This window comes from Paenibacillus wuxiensis, from assembly GCF_040195695.1.
Lineage (GTDB): Bacteria > Bacillota > Bacilli > Paenibacillales > Paenibacillaceae > Paenibacillus_B > Paenibacillus_B suaedae.
In genome coordinates, this window is sequence record NZ_JBEFZI010000004.1 from 21,444 (window position 1) to 39,148 (window position 17,705).

General features: G+C 45.0%; 16 protein-coding genes. 12 read left to right on the top strand and 4 right to left on the bottom strand.

The annotated features are described in order from the left end of the window. The first annotated feature begins 160 nt into the window (after positions 1-160). The 3 genes from ABN764_RS09165 (at position 161) to ABN764_RS09175 (ending at position 2,129) form a co-directional block, all read left to right on the top strand. On the top strand, positions 161-1,102 hold the full coding sequence (locus ABN764_RS09165; RefSeq protein ID WP_446671662.1) for a DMT family transporter: 942 nt from the start codon (positions 161-163) through the stop codon (positions 1,100-1,102). Next, complete coding sequence (locus ABN764_RS09170; RefSeq protein ID WP_268625830.1) at positions 1,099-1,533, top strand: PaaI family thioesterase; 435 nt, start codon at positions 1,099-1,101, stop codon at positions 1,531-1,533. Before ABN764_RS09165 ends, ABN764_RS09170 begins: the two co-directional genes overlap by 4 nt. Positions 1,534-1,646: 113 nt before the next feature. Then, positions 1,647-2,129 (top strand): GNAT family N-acetyltransferase, encoded by a 483-nt coding sequence (locus ABN764_RS09175; protein WP_446671663.1) that lies wholly within the window; start codon positions 1,647-1,649, stop codon positions 2,127-2,129. A 149-nt stretch (positions 2,130-2,278) separates the two neighbouring features. Here the strand turns inward: ABN764_RS09175 and ABN764_RS09180 are convergent, their stop codons facing one another. Both ABN764_RS09180 and ABN764_RS09185 read right to left on the bottom strand, forming a co-directional pair. Beyond that, positions 2,279-2,899, bottom strand: coding sequence for an NAD(P)-dependent oxidoreductase (locus ABN764_RS09180; RefSeq protein WP_446671664.1), 621 nt, complete (start codon positions 2,897-2,899; stop codon positions 2,279-2,281). A gap of 112 nt (positions 2,900-3,011) precedes the next feature. Then, entirely contained in the window at positions 3,012-3,908 is an 897-nt protein-coding gene (locus ABN764_RS09185) for a LysR family transcriptional regulator (protein WP_446671665.1), read from the bottom strand. Between the two features lie 126 nt (positions 3,909-4,034). Here ABN764_RS09185 and zwf point away from each other — a divergent pair, with 126 nt between their 5' ends. From zwf to ABN764_RS09225, 8 genes are all read left to right on the top strand, one after another. Beyond that, on the top strand, positions 4,035-5,558 hold the full coding sequence (gene zwf, locus ABN764_RS09190) for a glucose-6-phosphate dehydrogenase (protein ID WP_174807320.1): 1,524 nt from the start codon (positions 4,035-4,037) through the stop codon (positions 5,556-5,558). Continuing rightward, positions 5,536-7,530, top strand: coding sequence for a transketolase (tkt, locus tag ABN764_RS09195; RefSeq protein ID WP_446671959.1), 1,995 nt, complete (start codon positions 5,536-5,538; stop codon positions 7,528-7,530). The genes zwf and tkt overlap by 23 nt, the downstream gene beginning before the upstream one ends. Positions 7,531-7,570: 40 nt before the next feature. Then, positions 7,571-8,239 carry a fructose-6-phosphate aldolase gene (gene fsa, locus ABN764_RS09200; RefSeq protein ID WP_446671666.1) on the top strand — a complete coding sequence of 223 codons (669 nt, stop codon included), beginning with the start codon at positions 7,571-7,573 and terminating at the stop codon, positions 8,237-8,239. 127 nt (positions 8,240-8,366) lie between these two features. Beyond that, positions 8,367-9,788, top strand: coding sequence for an NADP-dependent phosphogluconate dehydrogenase (gene gnd / locus ABN764_RS09205; RefSeq protein ID WP_446671667.1), 1,422 nt, complete (start codon positions 8,367-8,369; stop codon positions 9,786-9,788). Positions 9,789-9,999: 211 nt separating this feature from the next. Then, positions 10,000-11,643, top strand: coding sequence for a LytS/YhcK type 5TM receptor domain-containing protein (locus ABN764_RS09210; protein ID WP_446671668.1), 1,644 nt, complete (start codon positions 10,000-10,002; stop codon positions 11,641-11,643). Beyond that, positions 11,640-12,386: a LytR/AlgR family response regulator transcription factor gene (locus ABN764_RS09215; protein ID WP_072727660.1), complete on the top strand. Its 747-nt coding sequence runs from the start codon at positions 11,640-11,642 to the stop codon at positions 12,384-12,386. Before ABN764_RS09210 ends, ABN764_RS09215 begins: the two co-directional genes overlap by 4 nt. 162 nt (positions 12,387-12,548) lie before the next feature. After that, positions 12,549-13,823, top strand: coding sequence for an L-lactate MFS transporter (locus tag ABN764_RS09220; protein ID WP_446671669.1), 1,275 nt, complete (start codon positions 12,549-12,551; stop codon positions 13,821-13,823). Positions 13,824-13,985: 162 nt separating this feature from the next. After that, positions 13,986-14,798, top strand: a complete 813-nt coding sequence (locus tag ABN764_RS09225; protein WP_446671670.1) for a hypothetical protein — start codon at positions 13,986-13,988, stop codon at positions 14,796-14,798. Between the two features lie 132 nt (positions 14,799-14,930). Here ABN764_RS09225 and pgoN read toward each other — a convergent pair whose 3' ends face one another. Together pgoN and ABN764_RS09235 are read right to left on the bottom strand one after the other, a co-directional pair. Further along, positions 14,931-15,776: a glyoxal/methylglyoxal reductase gene (pgoN, locus tag ABN764_RS09230; protein ID WP_446671671.1), complete on the bottom strand. Its 846-nt coding sequence runs from the start codon at positions 15,774-15,776 to the stop codon at positions 14,931-14,933. Between the two features lie 24 nt (positions 15,777-15,800). Next, entirely contained in the window at positions 15,801-16,994 is a 1,194-nt protein-coding gene (locus tag ABN764_RS09235; RefSeq protein ID WP_446671672.1) for an MFS transporter, read from the bottom strand. A 241-nt stretch (positions 16,995-17,235) separates the two neighbouring features. Here ABN764_RS09235 and ABN764_RS09240 point away from each other — a divergent pair, with 241 nt between their 5' ends. Continuing rightward, positions 17,236-17,607, top strand: coding sequence for a winged helix-turn-helix transcriptional regulator (locus ABN764_RS09240; protein ID WP_072727655.1), 372 nt, complete (start codon positions 17,236-17,238; stop codon positions 17,605-17,607). Positions 17,608-17,705 lie beyond the last annotated feature (98 nt).

Consider the following 17,705-nt stretch of genomic DNA (forward strand, 5'->3'; position numbering starts at 1 on the left):
AAATTCGCACTTGCGCGTGTGTCTCTATTATACAGGGAATTCCTTCCTTCTGTTCTGGTCTTATCGATCTGTTCTGTTCACCTTCGTTTATGATGAAAAAAGGGGAGGCTAATCAATTCTGCTGGAAAAACCACGACGCTCATGAAAGAAGGTTCTCGGGATGAACAGAAACACTATATTAACGGGTATCACCTATTGTTTGATTCCTGTGCTGGCGTGGGGAGGCATGTTTCCCGTCATGCAAGTTGCCTTGAAGGTTCTCGATCCGTTCTATTTCACGACGATTCGCTACATTTGGGCTGGCCTCATTCTTTTGGGAATGCTGATCGTTTTCGAAGGGAAGGACGTGCTCCGATTGGAGGGACAATCGTGGAAATTATTATTTTTTGGCGCTGTAGGGTTTTCGGGATTCGGCTTTCTTACCTTTGTCGGACAACAGCTCAGCGGATCGTCAGGCGCAATCATTGCCTCCGTTATCATGACGTTAATGCCACTAATGACGACATGCGTAAATTGGGCTGTGCATAAAAGCAAACCCAAGCTATCTACTTTTGTTTCCATTTTCATTGCGCTTTCAGGCGCACTGCTGGTTATAACGAATGGAGATCCCTCCCTAATCGTACAGACCAAAGAGCACATTGGCGCCAGTCTGCTGATTATGCTCGGTGCTCTATGCTGGGTCATTTATACGTTGGGTGGCAGTAAATTTGTAGGCTGGTCGCCGCTTCGTTACACTGCTATGACAACATGCTTCGGAGCCTTGATGAATATTTTAATCGTGCTGTCGGCAACGGTTTTCGGAGCCTTGACGATGCCAAGCGCGAAGATGATCGGAAGCACAGGGGCGGAACTGCTGTATATGATCCTGATCGCAGGCGTACTTGCCGTGCTCACATGGAACGTCGGCAATAAAATGTTGAAGCCGGAGAACGGCATGTTATTTATGAATATCGTCCCTGTTACGACAGTCACGATTAGTGCCCTCCAGGGAGTTGAAGTCGGAAGATTGCAGTTGGCAGGGATTTTCATCGTGATCATCGCTCTAGTGATGAATAATTTGTTCCAGAGACAGAGGAAAGAAGCGGGTGAATATGCAAAATGACCATTCTTGAGCATTATCGGAGAGTGCTGAACGGAGAATTGGAGCAGTCTCCCGTCGAGAGCCTTATGGGACTGAAGTTAATTAGCGTAGAAGAGGGCGAGGCCACGTATGAAATGCAGGCTTCGGAACAACACGCGAATCCGCAAGGCACATGCAATGGCGGCATCATCGGCATTCTTGCGGACATGGCCATGGGTATTGCCTACGGCTCTACCTTGCAAGAAGACGAAACCTTCACCACGATCGAGATGAAAGTAAACTTTTTTAAACCTGTATGGAAATCCAAAATAAAGGCCCATGCTACGCTGTATAAGCGAGGACAGACCATCGGGTTTATCCACTGCGATATTACTGACGAGAACGGTAAACTTATCGCTCATGCCTCAAGCACTTGTATGACGTTAAGGGGCGATAAGGCACAAGGCAGGTAGGCCACAAGACATGCCCATGAAATGAGAAGAGATGGCTCCAATGACTCGCTGTTTATCTGGTGGCAGGACGGGTGCAGTAGGCGACGAACCTTTACAAGGGGAGGGAACTTAGCATGCTTGAAACAGTGCTCACGATTACTTCGATGCAGACGCCCGAAGAAGCTCGGGCCTTCAAAACACTTAACGAAGAATGGATCGCCCGAATCTTCACAGTCGAAGAGGCGGATCGGATACTCCTCGATAACCCGGTGGAGAATATCGTGAACAGAGGAGGAGACGTGCTCATCGCACGCGATAGTGATTCGATCGTTGGATGTGTTGCACTTGTGCCGACTGGTGCCGGGGTGTTCGAGCTATCAAAGATGAGCGTTACACCCGAGTTGAGAGGGCGCGGATACGGACGGGAAATCATCCATGCCGCCATTAACCGCGCACGCGGACTTGGCGCGACATCGATCTTTTTGGGCAGCAGCACCAAGCTACCGAACGCCATTCATCTATACGAATCGGTTGGATTCAAGCGTGTTCCTGTCGAGCAGATCGGACCCATGCCCTATGTAAGAGCGGATGTGTTTATGGATCTGGAACTAAAGTGAATACGGAGACAAAATTAACATTGGTAAAAAAGAGTGGAACCATGTAATTGTGCCGACCAAATAAAATTACAGGTCGGCACAATTTTTTTCTTGTGGAAACCTATTACTACCATAAAAAAACTAGTCACGCCAACGTCTTTGGGACGGATTTAATAAGCGATGCCGACACGGCTATTCTCATATCCTTCTTTATTTATCAAAGACCAGGCAAAATGAGCAGTATCCCCCACTGTAATTTTCGATCCGTTCAATGGTAGCACATCTACCTCTGTTCGGTACATGCCCGTTTTTTCGCCATTGATTAAATGGGTAGGACAAATAATCGTCCAGCATAGCCCACTATTTTTTAAGGCTAGATAAGCAGCTAAATGATCCTCGGCAGCTGTGGTACTTCTTCTTTTTGATTCTTCCGATTGGAACCGATAGATCTTCGGATTTGTGCGAGCTTGTAAAATACCCGCTGTTCCAATTGTAACGATTCGGCTTATCCCCTCTTTTTTCATATTTTTAATAATGGTTTGCATACTTTTCGACAACGTGCCATTCCCATCTGTTCCAAGAGCACTTATAACGATATCAACTTCCTTTAACGCCTTCTTCACATCATGTTCATCTAATACATTTCCCTCGATGATCTGTAGATTCCTATGCGAAACTGCAAGCTTATTCTGATCACGCACTAAGACCGTAATATCATGCGAATCGTGTAATGCTAGTTTCAGCAGCTCTGATCCAACTCTCCCAGTTGATCCCAATATACATATTTTCATTTTTCCTTCTCCCTTACTCTCTATTCTTTCTTTAAAAGTGGTAGAGACCGTTGGTTCATGCCATGGGCCAGATGATGAAGACCTTGCAAAGCAAAGCAGCATCTGAATGTGCCTATTTTGATAGCGGACACGTTTGAATCATCTCAATAAACCCGCATGCTGCCATGGAAAGCGGCATGTTGCGCATAATCATAATCCCCACGTGAGATGGCGGCAGCCGCACGTCCAATTGAATCTCGAAGAGGGTACCCTCCTCCAGCTCTTTCGACACAAATTCTCTCGTCACGTATGAAATTCCGAGTCCTTTTCGAGCAAACTCGATGAGAAGATCCACGCTTCCGACCTCAATTTTAGGTGCGAGCTTATAGCCGTAGCTTTGAAATAATTCCGTAATGGTCATTCGTGCCCTGCTATTGCGCGAGAACAGGATAATTGGGTACTGGAGCAGCATATCCAGCGTTAAAACCGCATCCTTGAGCTCGGCATAACGTGTCCCCGCTACGAAGCATTCCTGCAACTGGAAAGTCTCCCTCACTTCAAGTTGGGTATCGACGATAGGCATACGGATGACGCCTAAATCAATTTTCCCTTCTTTTAAGAAGGAGATGATTTCCGGCGTAGTTCCATGATTCAGGTGAAGTCTGATCCCGGGATGCTTCTCATGAAAGTCCTCTAAGTAAGGGAGCAAATAGTGCTTGAACAGCGAATCGCTTCCGCCGATCCGCAGCTCGCCGCTGTCCAGATTTTTAAGTGCTTTCATTTTTTCTTCGGCCAACGATATTAAGATCTGTGACTGCTCAATATAGGAATACAGGATGGTGCCTTCTCTCGTCAGCCCAACGCCCTTGGAATTCCGGTAAAACAAAGTGACGCCAAAGCTGTTTTCAAGCTGTTTGATGGCGTGGCTGACGCTAGGTTGGGTTAGAAATAAGGCCTTGGCAGCCTGAGTCAAGCTGCCTGTTTTCGCAGCCCAATAAAAAACCTTGTACAATTCGTAATTTATACTCATAGATGTGGTCTATAGCTCCTGTGAAATATATTTATTACTTGTATAGATGATATTCGTATTATAGTGGAACTACGAAATAGAAACCAGAGCTTGATTAAGAGAGCACTGCTTGAAGGAGAGAGAAACATGGAGCCGACCACTTTTGTTTTGTTTGGAGCGACAGGGGATTTAGCCAAAAGAAAAATATACCCTGCCCTTTACAACTTGTATATCGATCGGAAGCTGCCGCAATCATTCTCTTTATTTGGTCTTGGGAGAAGAGAACTGTCTGATGAATCGTTTCAGGCAAATGTCGAGCAGTCTATCCGTACTTTTTCCAGACGCGAAGCGAACAATTCTGCGTTAATCAAAGATTTTTTGAGCGCATTCCGTTACAGCGTTCTTCATATAGATCGCAAAGAAGATTATAGGCAGCTGCTGCAACTGATTGAACAGAGAGAAGAAGAGCTGCACATTCCGCCGAATCGCCTGTTTTATTTATCTGTCGGACCTGAATTTTTTGAAACGATCACAGCGAGCATTAAGGAAAGCGGGCTCGGTTCCGCGAATGGCTGGAAGCGTCTCGTGATCGAGAAGCCATTCGGCCATGATTTGAAATCTGCTCGGGATTTAAACCAGACGCTGAGCAAATCATTTGCGGACCATGAAATTTACCGAATCGATCATTATCTCGGCAAGCCGCTAATCCAGAAGCTTGAGATTTTGCAGCAAAATCCGGTTCTTAATGCCTTATGGACGAATCGTTATATTGCCAACGTGCAAATTACGGCAAACGAGACCGTCGGTGTAGAGGAAAGAGCGGGTTATTACGATCATGTAGGTGCCGTAAGAGACATGTTTCAAAACCACATGCTGCAATTACTGATGATGCTGACGAGTCATCTTCCAATCAATAGCGACTCGGAAATGGTGCGCTTTAAGAAGAAAAAGGTGATGGAAGCTCTCGAGCCGCTGCAAAAAGAGGAAGTGAGCGCGAGCATTATCCGCGGGCAGTACAAAGCAGGAACCGTTCAAGGTAAGCCGGTAATCGGCTATATTTCCGAACCAGGGATCGCTTCTACTTCCATGAACGATACGTTTATTGCCGCTAAATTGGAGATCAATGATTTCTTTTGGCGCGGCGTTCCTTTTTATATCCGTACAGGCAAACGAATGAAAGAGAAATCAACGCGAATTGTAATTGAGTTCAAGGATCTGTTAACGAAGTCCTCACAGGCAAATACAGAAGGAAAATCGCCTAACCTTCTGGTATTTGAAATTAGTCCTAACGAGGGCATTACGCTGCAATTAAATACAAGAGATCCTTTGCATAAAGGGGAGTTCAAGCCCCTTCAGATGAACTTTCATGAGAGCAAGGGCGATGTTCCCGAAGCTTACGAAAATTTGATTTACGATGCATTGCAAGGAGATCCTACGTTCTTCGCACATTGGGATGAAGTCGAATTGTCGTGGCAATGGGTTCAACCGATCCTGGAAGCATTCGAGGAGAATCTGGTTCCACTTCATCGGTATGAAGCGGGTACTTATGGACCTGCCGAATCCGATGCGTTGTTGGCGCAGGACGGCTATCATTGGTGGTTCGATGACAAATCAGAAGGAAATATTAAAGCGGAAGAAGGAGAACAATATGCTTACCAAGGAAACCATTGATCAATTATCCATCGATACGATCCGAACGTTGTCTATCGATGCTATCAACCGTGCCAATTCCGGTCATCCGGGGCTGCCGATGGGAGCGGCGCCGATGGCATACGCCCTTTGGTCCAGACTGTTAAATCACAATCCCAGCCATGCCAAATGGTTTAACCGCGACCGCTTCGTTCTTTCTGCGGGTCACGGATCTGCCTTACTCTACAGCCTGCTGCATTTGTCGGGATATCAGGTGTCGCTTGACGATTTAAAACAGTTTCGCAAGCTGAACAGCAAAACGCCAGGGCATCCCGAATATGGGCATACAGATGGCGTAGAAGCGACAACTGGACCTCTGGGACAAGGGTTGGCGATGGCAGTGGGGATGGCGATGGCTGAATCTCATTTAGCCTCGAAATTCAATCAAGATGGTTTCCCGGTAGTCGATCATTATACGTATGCGCTTGTCGGAGACGGCTGCTTGATGGAGGGAATCTCTTACGAGGCGATGTCCATGGCAGGACATATGAAGCTTGGAAAGTTAGTCGTATTGTATGATTCCAACGACATCTCGTTGGACGGAGAGCTTAATCTCTCCTTCGGCGAAAATATGCAAAAAAGAGCGGAATCGGCCAATTGGGAATATATCCGGGTCGAGGACGGCAATGATATTTCCCAGATTACCGAAGCGATCGCGGCAGCTAAGCAAAATGATGCCCAGCCGACGCTTATCGAAATTCGGACGATTATCGGTTACGGCAGCAAGGTAGCGGGAACGAACAAAGTACACGGCAATCCACTGGGCAAAGAAGAGGCGAAGGCGACCAAGGAAGCTTACGGCTGGAAGTATGAGGAAGAGTTCACCGTTCCGGAAGAAGTCAAAGCGCATTTCGAGCAGCTGAAACGTAAGGGCGAGGCCAAGGAAGAAGCGTGGAACAAATTGGTCGCTGCCTATAAAGCGCAATATCCTGCGGAGGGTAAGGAGCTTGAGCAAGTCATCGACGGCTCCGTGTCGATTGAGGCCGCGGATATCCTTACGTTCGACACTTCCAAATCGATTTCTACCCGCGTAGCAAGCGGCGAAGCGATAAATCATTACGTAAAAACCGTTTCTTCGATTTTTGGAGGAAGTGCGGATTTATCGCATTCGACGATGACGGACATCAAAGGAGAGCAAAAGTTTGCCGTGGAGTCTTACTCGGGACGCAATATATACTTTGGCGTTCGTGAGCATGCTATGGGTGCAGCCGGCAATGGCATGGCCCTGCATGGAGGTGTAAAGCCATTCGTAAGCACCTTCTTCGTATTCAGTGATTATTTGCGTCCGTCTATTCGTCTGGCTGCGCTGCAAAAACTACCTGTGATTTATGTGTTTACCCATGATTCCATTGCTGTTGGGGAAGATGGACCTACGCATGAACCCGTCGAGCACTTGGCTGCGCTGCGCACCATTCCGGGACTTACGGTCATTCGTCCGACCGATGCCAATGAAGCGGCAAGCGCATGGGCGTACGCTCTACAGCAAAATGAAGGTCCGGTAGCCTTAGTGCTGAGCAGACAAAATCTGCCTGTATATGAAGCGACCAAGGCCAATGTTGAAGGGGTAGCCAAAGGCGCTTATGTCTTGAGCGAAACGGGCGGTCAGCCGGATGTCATTCTGATCGGAACCGGATCCGAGGTTTCTCTGGCCATGAACGCAAAGGCGGAGCTGGAACGGGACAACATTTCCGTACGCGTCGTTGCCATGCCGAGCAGAGAGCTGTTCGATCGTCAACCCGATGAGTACAAGCAGAGTGTTCTTCCTAATTCCGTTACGAAGCGGGTGGCCATTGAAGCGGGCATTTCGTTAGGCTGGGATCGTTACACGGGGCAAGGCGGAAAAGTACTGTCGATCGATACATTTGGCGCATCCGGATCTGGTACGGATGTTATGGAATACTTTGGTTTCTCCGTCAATCAAGTGGTTCGCCTTGCGAAGGAATTAATGAATTAATAATAAATTAGCAACAAAATAATGGAGGAGGTACTTACCTATGAAATTCTTTATCGATACTGCAAATGTGGAAGACATCAAAAAAGCATATAAAATCGGCATCTTATCCGGTGTTACGACGAATCCGTCGTTGGTCGCCAAGGAAGGTGTGAAATTTGAAGATCGAATCGCCGAGATTCTGCGGGAAGTACCCGGAGTTGAATCGGTCTCCGCTGAAGTAACGCCTGATGCGGTGACAGCTGAAGAAATGATTGCGCAAGCGGACGAACTAATCAAAATCAATAATAATGACAAAAACATCACGATCAAGCTTCCGATGACGCTCGCTGGACTTGAAGCTTGCCGCTACTTGAGCGACAAAGGCGTGAAAACGAACGTGACGCTGATTTTCACTGTGAATCAAGCTTTGCTGGCCGCTCGTGCAGGTGCGACCTATGTCTCGCCATTCCTTGGCCGCTTGGATGATATATCGGAAGACGGCGTCCAGCTCGTAACGAAAGTCGCTGAATTGTTCCGAGTGCATAACTTGGATACGCAAATTATCGCGGCATCTGTCCGCCATCCGGATCACGTGACACGCGTAGCAATGGCAGGCGCGCATATAGCCACGATTCCATTTGCGGTGATCGAACAAATTTCCAAGCATCCCTTAACGGATCAAGGCATTGACAAATTCGCTGCCGATTGGAAAAAAACAGCAGGAATTTAAGCTGCGATTAAAATATACAAGATCAATATGTTTGTGATGCTGGGCAAGTCTGGTTTCGAAGCGCAAAAAGCCGGGCTCATCAAACGTTTATCTACAAAGAGAGAGAAATGACAGGGAGGGAATTGCAATGAAAAAACAGCAAATCGGCGTAGTAGGCTTGGCCGTCATGGGGAAAAACCTAGCCTTAAATATAGAAAGCAAAGGGTTCTCAGTTGCAGTATACAATCGTTCGCCAGAGAAAACGAATGAGCTTCTGGAGGAGGCGCAAGGCAAGAATTTCGTCGGCACGTACAGCGTCGAAGAATTCGTCCAATCGCTCGAGACGCCGCGGAAAATTCTAATTATGGTCAAAGCGGGACAACCGACAGACGATACCATCAATCAGCTTGTTCCTTACCTGAGTCAAGGGGATATTCTTATCGACGGCGGGAACGCCTATTTCCCAGATACGCAAAGAAGAAATAAAGAGCTGCAAGCCAAGGGATTCCGTTTTATTGGCGCAGGTGTCTCGGGCGGCGAAGAGGGAGCGCTAAACGGCCCCGCGATTATGCCGGGCGGGCAAAAAGAGGCGTATGAACTGGTAGAGCCAATCCTGACCGCCATTTCGGCCAAAGTGAACGGCGATCCCTGCTCGACTTATATCGGAGAAGACGGTGCCGGCCATTATGTCAAAATGGTGCACAACGGCATTGAATACGGCGATATGCAGCTCATCGGCGAAGCGTATCATCTGCTCAAAGATGTATTGAACGTAAATACCGAGCAGCTGCATGACATTTTCTCCGAATGGAACAAAGGCGAACTGGATAGTTATTTGATTGAAATAACAGCCGATATTTTCTCGAAGACTGATCCGGAGACCGGCAAGCCAATGGTGGATGTCATCCTCGATTCGGCAGGACAGAAAGGAACGGGGAAATGGACGAGCCAAAGCGCATTGGATCTGGGAGTTCCATTGTCCATTATTACTGAATCCGTGTTCGCACGGTTTATCTCCGCAATGAAAGAAGAACGCGTGGCCGCAAGCATGCAGCTGAAAGGCCCTGCGGCGTCAAGCTACGACGGCGATCCCAAGGAATTTATCGAGGCTGTTCGCAAAGCTTTGTATGCCAGCAAAATCGCTTCGTATGCGCAAGGCTTTGCGCAAATGAGAGCTGCTTCCGACGCATACAATTGGGATCTGAACTATGGAGGCATCGCCATGATCTTCCGCGGTGGATGTATTATCCGCGCAAGGTTTTTACAAAATATTAAGGATGCATACGACCGGAACCCGGATTTGAAAAACCTGTTGTTGGACGAATACTTCAGTGAGATTATTGCTAACTATCAGGAAGCTTGGAGAAAAGTCGTATCGATTGCCGTAACTAGAGGAATTCCGGTTCCTGCTTTCGCTTCCGCCTTAGCTTATTATGACAGCTATCGGACAGAGAGACTGCCGGCTAATTTGCTGCAGGCACAGAGGGATTATTTTGGGGCGCATACGTTTGAGCGGCTTGATCAAAAGGGGAGTTTCCACTTTCAATGGATGGAAAACAATGAACAATAAGTGATTTTTTATTGTGTAGCAATCCTTTAACCTTATATAAAAGAATAATTCAATAGAATATGTTAAGAGCGTGTTTTGATCAATCTTTTTCAAAACACGCTCTTTTTTTATGTATGGATTTGGAACGTGAAAACAGAGCAAACTTTGATAAAATAAACAAACAACAGCTTGAGATAACGGGAGGTAGTTTCCAATAAACGGAGATTTCACAATGCTGCTTCAGCTCTTTGAGCGGGCAGCATTATTGCTCATTATTTTGTTTTTCTTAACTCGTATTCCGAGCTTTAAGCAGATTCTGCAAAAGGAATCACTGACAACGAAGGAGTTCGCCGTCGTGACGCTTCTGTTCTGTACCTTTGCACTATTCGGTACCTACTCAGGCATCGATGTGGAAGGCTCGCTCGTCAACGTACGGATCATCGTAATTACGGCAGGGGGAATTTTGTTTGGGCCTTGGGTCGGTCTAGTCGTGGGCGTGGTGTCCGGAATCCATCGTTATTTGATCGATATCGGTGGGGTGACCTCGATTCCATGTCTCATCACGAGTATTATTGCGGGGCTGGTGTCTGGGTATATTCATCTTCGAACACCTAAAGCAAAACGTTGGTTTATCGGGATACTTGCTGGGATGGCTTGCGAAGCCTTAACGATGCTGTTGATCATATTCATGGCGCACCCTACAACCTTAGGCTATGAGATTGTAACCAGAATAGCAACACCGATGATTCTAGGGCAATTGAATGTGGGATTGATCATTTTGTTGATTCAGAATGTAGAAAGTGAGCGGGAAGGAATCGCCGCGCTGCAAGCGAAGTTGGCGTTGGACATTGCGAATAAGACATTGCCCTATTTCCGCTCCATCAATACCGAATCCTTGCACAAGATCTGCTCCATTATTAAAGAAGACATTCAAGCTGATGCAGTGGCGATTACGGATGCCTCGAGCGTGCTCGCTTATGTCGGTTTTGGGGAAGACCGCTATCAATTCCGGCATGAAATCATCAGTGATATGACCAAACAGACGATACGGAGCGGGGAGTTCATGATAAGCAACCATGCGTTGGACGATGCGATGCCCGGCATTCAATCCTTACTTATTATTCCGCTGAAAGAGCGGGAAGAAGTGACGGGGACCTTGAAGATTTATTATCGGAAAGCGCATAAAATTACCTATCCGCTGCAGACTATGGCCGTCGGTTTGTCCCAGATCATCTCGACATTAATGGAAGTTTCTCGTGTGGAAGAGATTAAGGAGATGGCGAATAAAGCGGAGCTCAAGGCGCTGCAGACAACGATTCAGCCTCACTTTTTGTTCAATGCGCTAAATGCGATTGGATCCTCGATCCGAACTAGACCGGATCAAGCGAGGGAACTGATCGTCAATTTATCCGGATATTTGCGTTATAATTTGGAGCTAACGGATGAATTGATCGATATCCATAAGGAGCTAGAGCAGGTTCGGAATTACGTAGAGATTGAAAAAGCACGCTTCGGAAATCGGCTGCATGTCGTTTATGATGTGGATGAAGTCGCCGTGAAGATTCCGAGTCTCATCATTCAACCGTTAGTGGAGAATGCGATTGTCCACGGCATATTGAAGGAGAGAGGACCTGGAACGGTCACTATCTATGTCAAAGATACAGAAGAGTACATTCGGATTGGCGTGCGGAATACTGGCGTGGGTATCCGTGAAGATATCATCAATCAGGTGATAGAGGAGCGCGTTCCACCGAATCATATTGGTCTGTTCAATGTGTATAAGCGTGTGAAGCTCATTTTCGGGCATGGTGTTACAATGGAGCGGCTAGATCAAGGAACGAATATCTTTTTTGACATACAGAAGGAGACACGATGAGAGCAATAATTGTGGAAGATGAAGTTTTGGCCAGTGAAGAGCTGGAGTATTTGATTACCAAACATAGCCGCATTGAAATCGTGGAGCGATTCGAAGATGGCCTTGATGTGCTTAAATTTCTGCAGGAGAAGGAAGTCGATGCGATTTTTCTCGATATTAACATTCCATCCCTGGATGGGATGCTGCTCGCGACGAATATCAGTAAGTTCGCGCATAAACCGTATGTTATTTTTACAACAGCGTATAAGGAACATGCAGCCCAAGCTTTTGAACTGGAAGCTTTTGATTATATCTTGAAACCCTACGACGAGAACCGGATTGCCGCGATGCTGCGTAAGCTGGAGACCGCCTTCGAACGGGATGTGCAGCAAGGTGGAAGTTCAAACCCTCCGGACAGCAGGCAGAGATCTGAGGAGAAACGCATTAATCTGTTGAAAAATGATAAGTATATCGTAACGGATAGCGATGACATTTACTACGCGGAAGCACAAGAGAAAGTGACGAACGTATTCACGAAGAGCGGTACCTACACGATGCCGATGAGTATTTCAGACTTTCATGCCATGCTGCCTCAAGATCGATTCTATCGTTGTCATCGTTCCTATACCGTCAATTTGTCTCAAATTCATGAAATCGTTCCATGGTTCAACAATACCTACCTGCTGCGTCTACGTGATATGGATGCCAAAGTGCCCGTCAGCAGAAGTAAAGTTAAAGAATTTAGGCAGTTGATGCATATATAAATGCAGTTCATTCCGCAATCCCGTCATTTCATGTCGCTTATAGCTCGAGAAAGCGTTTTATCTTGTAAGATAAGGGTGTAAAAAGCAAAGCGTAAGAGCTTTCACTTCCCTGCAGATAAAACACAACTCTTGATCATAGCAGAATGGAAAGAGGGATCTATCATGAGAACGCATCAAGCAACTGGGTCGCAAGTAAATCGATGGATGATCGTCCTTGGAACAATCATTGTACAAATGGGATTAGGAACCATATATACGTGGAGTTTATTTAATCAGCCGTTAGCTGACAAATTTGGATGGGAGCTTAGCTCCGTATCAATAACGTTTTCCATCACTAGTTTTGCACTGGCTTTCTCGACATTGTTTGCCGGTAAAATTCAGGATCGTATCGGAATTCGGCGTATGACAATGATTGCAGGTGCTGTTCTCGGTGCAGGGCTAATCGCTAGCTCTCAGGTTTCATCGTTGTGGATGTTATACTTACTTGCTGGTGTGGTTGTTGGTTTTGCGGATGGCACAGCATATATCACATCACTATCGAATTTAATTAAATGGTTTCCTGAACGCAAAGGATTAATATCGGGAATCTCGGTAGGAGCTTTTGGGACAGGCAGCTTGGTTTTTAAATATATCAATGCGAATTTCATCAATACGATGGGTGTCTCCTATGCATTTCTGGTCTGGGGATTGATCGTGATGGTGATGGTAATTGCCGGTTCGTTCTTAATCAAAGAAGCCGTAATTACGGAAACCCCTGCGAACGCAAATACGGGGTCGCAGAGTGGGCGGAATTACACAGTCAAAGAAATGCTGCGTACGAAAGAAGCGTATATGCTCTTCCTTATTTTATTCACAGCTTGTATGAGTGGATTGTACCTGATTGGTATCGTCAAAGACATCGGGGTGCAACTTGCTGGTCTTGATATCAGCACAGCAGCGAATGCGGTAGCTATGGTGGCGATTTTCAATACGGCCGGCCGGATCATTCTCGGCGCATTGTCTGATAAAGTAGGACGTATGAAAGTTGTAGCGGGAGCGCTTTTTGCGACGGCATTGTCAGTCATGGCTTTAAACTTCGTACCTTTGAACCTGGGCATCTTCTTCACCTGTGTCGCGGTAATTGCATTCTGTTTTGGCGGTAATATCACAGTCTTCCCCGCGATTGTGGCAGACTATTTCGGCTTGAAGAATCAAAGCAAAAACTACGGAATCATTTATCAAGGATTCGGGTTAGGTGCCTTGGCTGGTTCGTTCCTTAGTGCTTTGTTCGGTGGTTTTCAAATTACCTTTACAGTCATTGCGGTCTTGTGTATGCTCTCGTTCCTGATTGCGATCTTTATCTCCGTACCTAGCCAACGTAATCAGTCGAAGAAGAACCAAGAAGTGAAACCAGTAGTAAATCAAGAAGTGCTAAAACCGCGTTACAATGTGGGATAATCGCAGTGGAACCTCCTATTGATAGGAAAGGTCACTGAAAAGTGTTAGAAAATCAAACAGGTGTCTTTCGCACAGATAAGCGGTGCAAAGACGCCTGTTTTTTGTTGAATAAGGAGATAGAAGATCAAAGCAGCTCTAGGGGATATTGCAAAAGGCAATGAGATGAAATCGGATCTCAAAGTAATGGCGAATGCTAGTGACAATATTCATCTAGAAGGAGAGTTGTCCCAGCCTGCTGCAAGGTTCAATGTTGGTTACGACAAGGAAAAACAACGAGTGTATAATGCAACCATCTATTATCAAATCAAAGATAAGGATCTTGCGTTGGATCCAGCCGTTCTTAAGAAGGTCAATGCCTTCATCGCGAAGTTCGAGGATAAGAAATATCCATTAACATTCAGCGCATTATGGAGAGTAAAATCGCCATATCGAGATAATGAGCCGCGAAATTACTGGGTATTCTGGGGGACAGCATCGCTGGATATCGATCTCGACAAAGGGAACAAAATCATCGCTAGACAAAGCTATTCCTCAGCCCAAGTAGACAAAAAATTGTTGAATAAAGCTGCTAACGCAATTAACCAATTAAGTAGAGAAAAAGTAAATCTTGTTCACGCGGAGCGGGTAAAGGATGAAGTCGCCGGCAGCTATTTTTGGCATTTTGAAGATTACTACGATCATCATAGAGTCAAGATTGACGCAATAACAAATCAAGTGTTGGAAGTCGATACGATTTATAGGGATTGGACGAGCGACAAAGATTTTGCCAAATCCTTTGCCAAACCCAAATATACTCCAAAACAAGCGATTTCTGCAGCAAGCGGTAAAGTTAAATCTATATTCAATGTCAATTTGGCCGGATATAAAGTTACCGTTAAATTTAATGAATATACATTCAAGAAAGACAAACAGCCTACAATCGTGGGCAAGATCAATAAGGAAGGGAAATTTTATTCCTTTTCTCTTACGCCTTAAGCGGGAGCGCTACTGTCAGCAGAAAATAAAGTATTAGACTGTCGCTGTTTCATTGATCAACATAAAAAAAGTGTAGAGAAAGAATACCTCTTTCTCTACACGGGGAAAACTCAGACTCCGAGTTCTTATTCATTAAAAATCAAAATTATCTGGGTCTGGACCTACACGATGGTTCTGATTTAATCCATCAATGATCTCCATTTCCTCTTTCGTCAGTTCAAAGTCAAACACATTTGCATTTTCAACAATTCGGTGCTCTTTTGTTGATTTTGGAATCGTAACAACCCCGTTTTGCAAATCCCAACGCAAAATAACTTGAGCAATAGATTTATTATGCTTGTTCGCAATTCCCTGAATAACTTCGTTGTCCAGCAACTGACCTTGCATCAATGGTGACCATGCTTCAAACTGAATATCGTTGGTTTGGCAAAATGCTTGCAGCTCTTTTTGCGTTAAGCGCGGATGGTATTCTACTTGGTTGATCATCGGCTTAATTTCAGCATCCTTCATCAAGTCTTCCAAATGATGAATTTGGAAATTACTTACACCAATTGCTTTTACGCGGCCTTCTTTATAAAGAGTCTCCAACGCTCTCCACGCATCTTTATATTTTCCTTCAACTGGCCAATGAATCAAATACAAATCCAAATACTCTAAACCGAGTTTCTTCAAGCTTGTTTCATAAGCAGCAATCGTAGATTCGTATCCCAAATCTGCGTTCCAAACCTTAGAAGTGACAAATAGCTCTTCTCTTGAAATGCCTGCTTCTTTTAAGCCATCTTGGATCCCTTGGCCAACGCCTTCTTCATTGCCATAAATCGCTGCTGTATCTACACTGCGGTATCCATGTTTAATCGCTGTTTTTACTGCGTTCACCAATTCAGGGCCTTCTTCGACTTTGAAAACTCCAAGTCCAAACCAAGGCATTTTCACGCCGTTATTCAAAGTTGTTGTATCTTGCAAATTTTTTGCCACCATAATGAAAACCTCCAAAAATTTTTATTAGATTTTGCTTGTTTGATCTTTTCGTTCCATAGCTCTGCTAAATCCAGTTAAGACTGTAGCCGCTAATACCATAAGTGCTCCAATCCAAGTTGTATGGATAAGTCCTATCGAGTCTGTAACAACACCGCCTACAAAGGAACCTATCGCAATCCCGGCATTAAATGCAGCAATATTGATTGCCGATGCCACATCAACTGCACTAGGAACAAAGCGCTCAGCCAGTATTACAACATAGACTTGCAAGCCTGGCACATTCATAAATGCTAACAGCCCCATCAACAGAATCGTTATCAATCCAGCCACTTTAAATGGTGCTGTAAACATCAAAATAAATAAGACGACTGCTTGTACGATAAACATATAGAACAATGCACCAATTGGGTTTTGATTCGATAACTTACCTCCAATCATATTCCCAATCGCAATCGCGATACCGTAAGCTAACAAAATGATAGCTACCGTTCCTTCTTTAAACCCAGTGATGTCTTGAAGCAAAGGTGATAAGTAGGTAAAGACGACAAATGTTCCGCCATATCCTAATGCTGTAATGATGAACAAAAGCAATAACCGACCATTTGTCACTAGTTTAAGCTGATCACGAAAAGAAGTTTTTACTCCTTGACGCAAATTAGATGGAACAAGAATGCTATTTGCAATTATGGCAATAACACCAATGATAACAATAGTAATAAAGGCTGTTCTCCAACCTAGCTGCTGTCCAATAAATGTCCCAAATGGAACACCAGTTACCGTAGCGACAGTAAGACCTGTAAACATAATGGAAATCGCACTAGCTCTGCGGTCTTCTGGAACTAAATCGGCAGCAATTGTCGATCCTATTGACATGAAGACCCCATGTGAAAATGCGGAGATCACACGTGCTACTAGCAATATCCCGATTGTCGTGGAGAGTGCAGCAACAGTATTGCCGATAATAAAGACAATCATGATCCAAAGTAATAACTTCTTACGTGACATACTTGATGTCAAAGCTGTCAAAATCGGAGCTCCAAACGTTGCTCCTAACGCATATAAGGACACCGTTAATCCGGCCGTTGTTACGGGAATACGTAAATCATTTGCAATAAGCGGCAGCAACCCGACACTGATGAATTCAGTTGTCCCGATTGCAAAAGCACTTACAGCCAAGGCAAGCAATGCTAACATGCTTTGCTTTTTACTTAGTTCCATATTATCTCCTCCTTTTTTCTGTTATATAAATGGGAACTTTCTTTCCAGCGAATAATAAATTTTGAAGTGCATCCGTCTCAAAATGTTATATTGATTTTTAAGAAAGTATGGTATTCATCGGCCGGCAAATGTTATTATGAGATATATCGTCCATAAAGAAAAGTACGCACTTTTAAGTTATATAGAAACCTAAAAGTAACATAGGTACTTTTTAGTGCCTATAAGAAGGAGGAGAACCAAGATGCAAAAAAAGAAATACAATATCTCTGTTGAAGCGACATTAGAAGTCTTAGGTGGCAAGTGGAAATGTGTGATTCTATGCCATCTGACTCACGGGAAAAAACGGACAAGCGAATTAAAGCGCCTCATGCCAAATATCACCCAAAAAATGCTTACCCAACAGCTGCGCGAGCTTGAAGAGGATGGGGTCATCAATCGTATCGTGTACAATCAAGTTCCACCAAGAGTGGAATACGAGCTTAGTGAATATGGACAGAGCTTAGAAGGGATTCTAAGTGCACTATGTGCATGGGGTGAAAAGCATTTAACGAGAGTATATGGAGATAAGTTTGCTGTTTTAGAAGATAGTGTGTTGAATGAACAGCTTAAGTAAGGGGATATTCGGAGTTTGGTTATGTAGATAGAGGACATATGTGTAAGAACCAATAAATGAGAAGGGCTTTGCTTTCCGCAATGGAGGCAGAGCCCTTT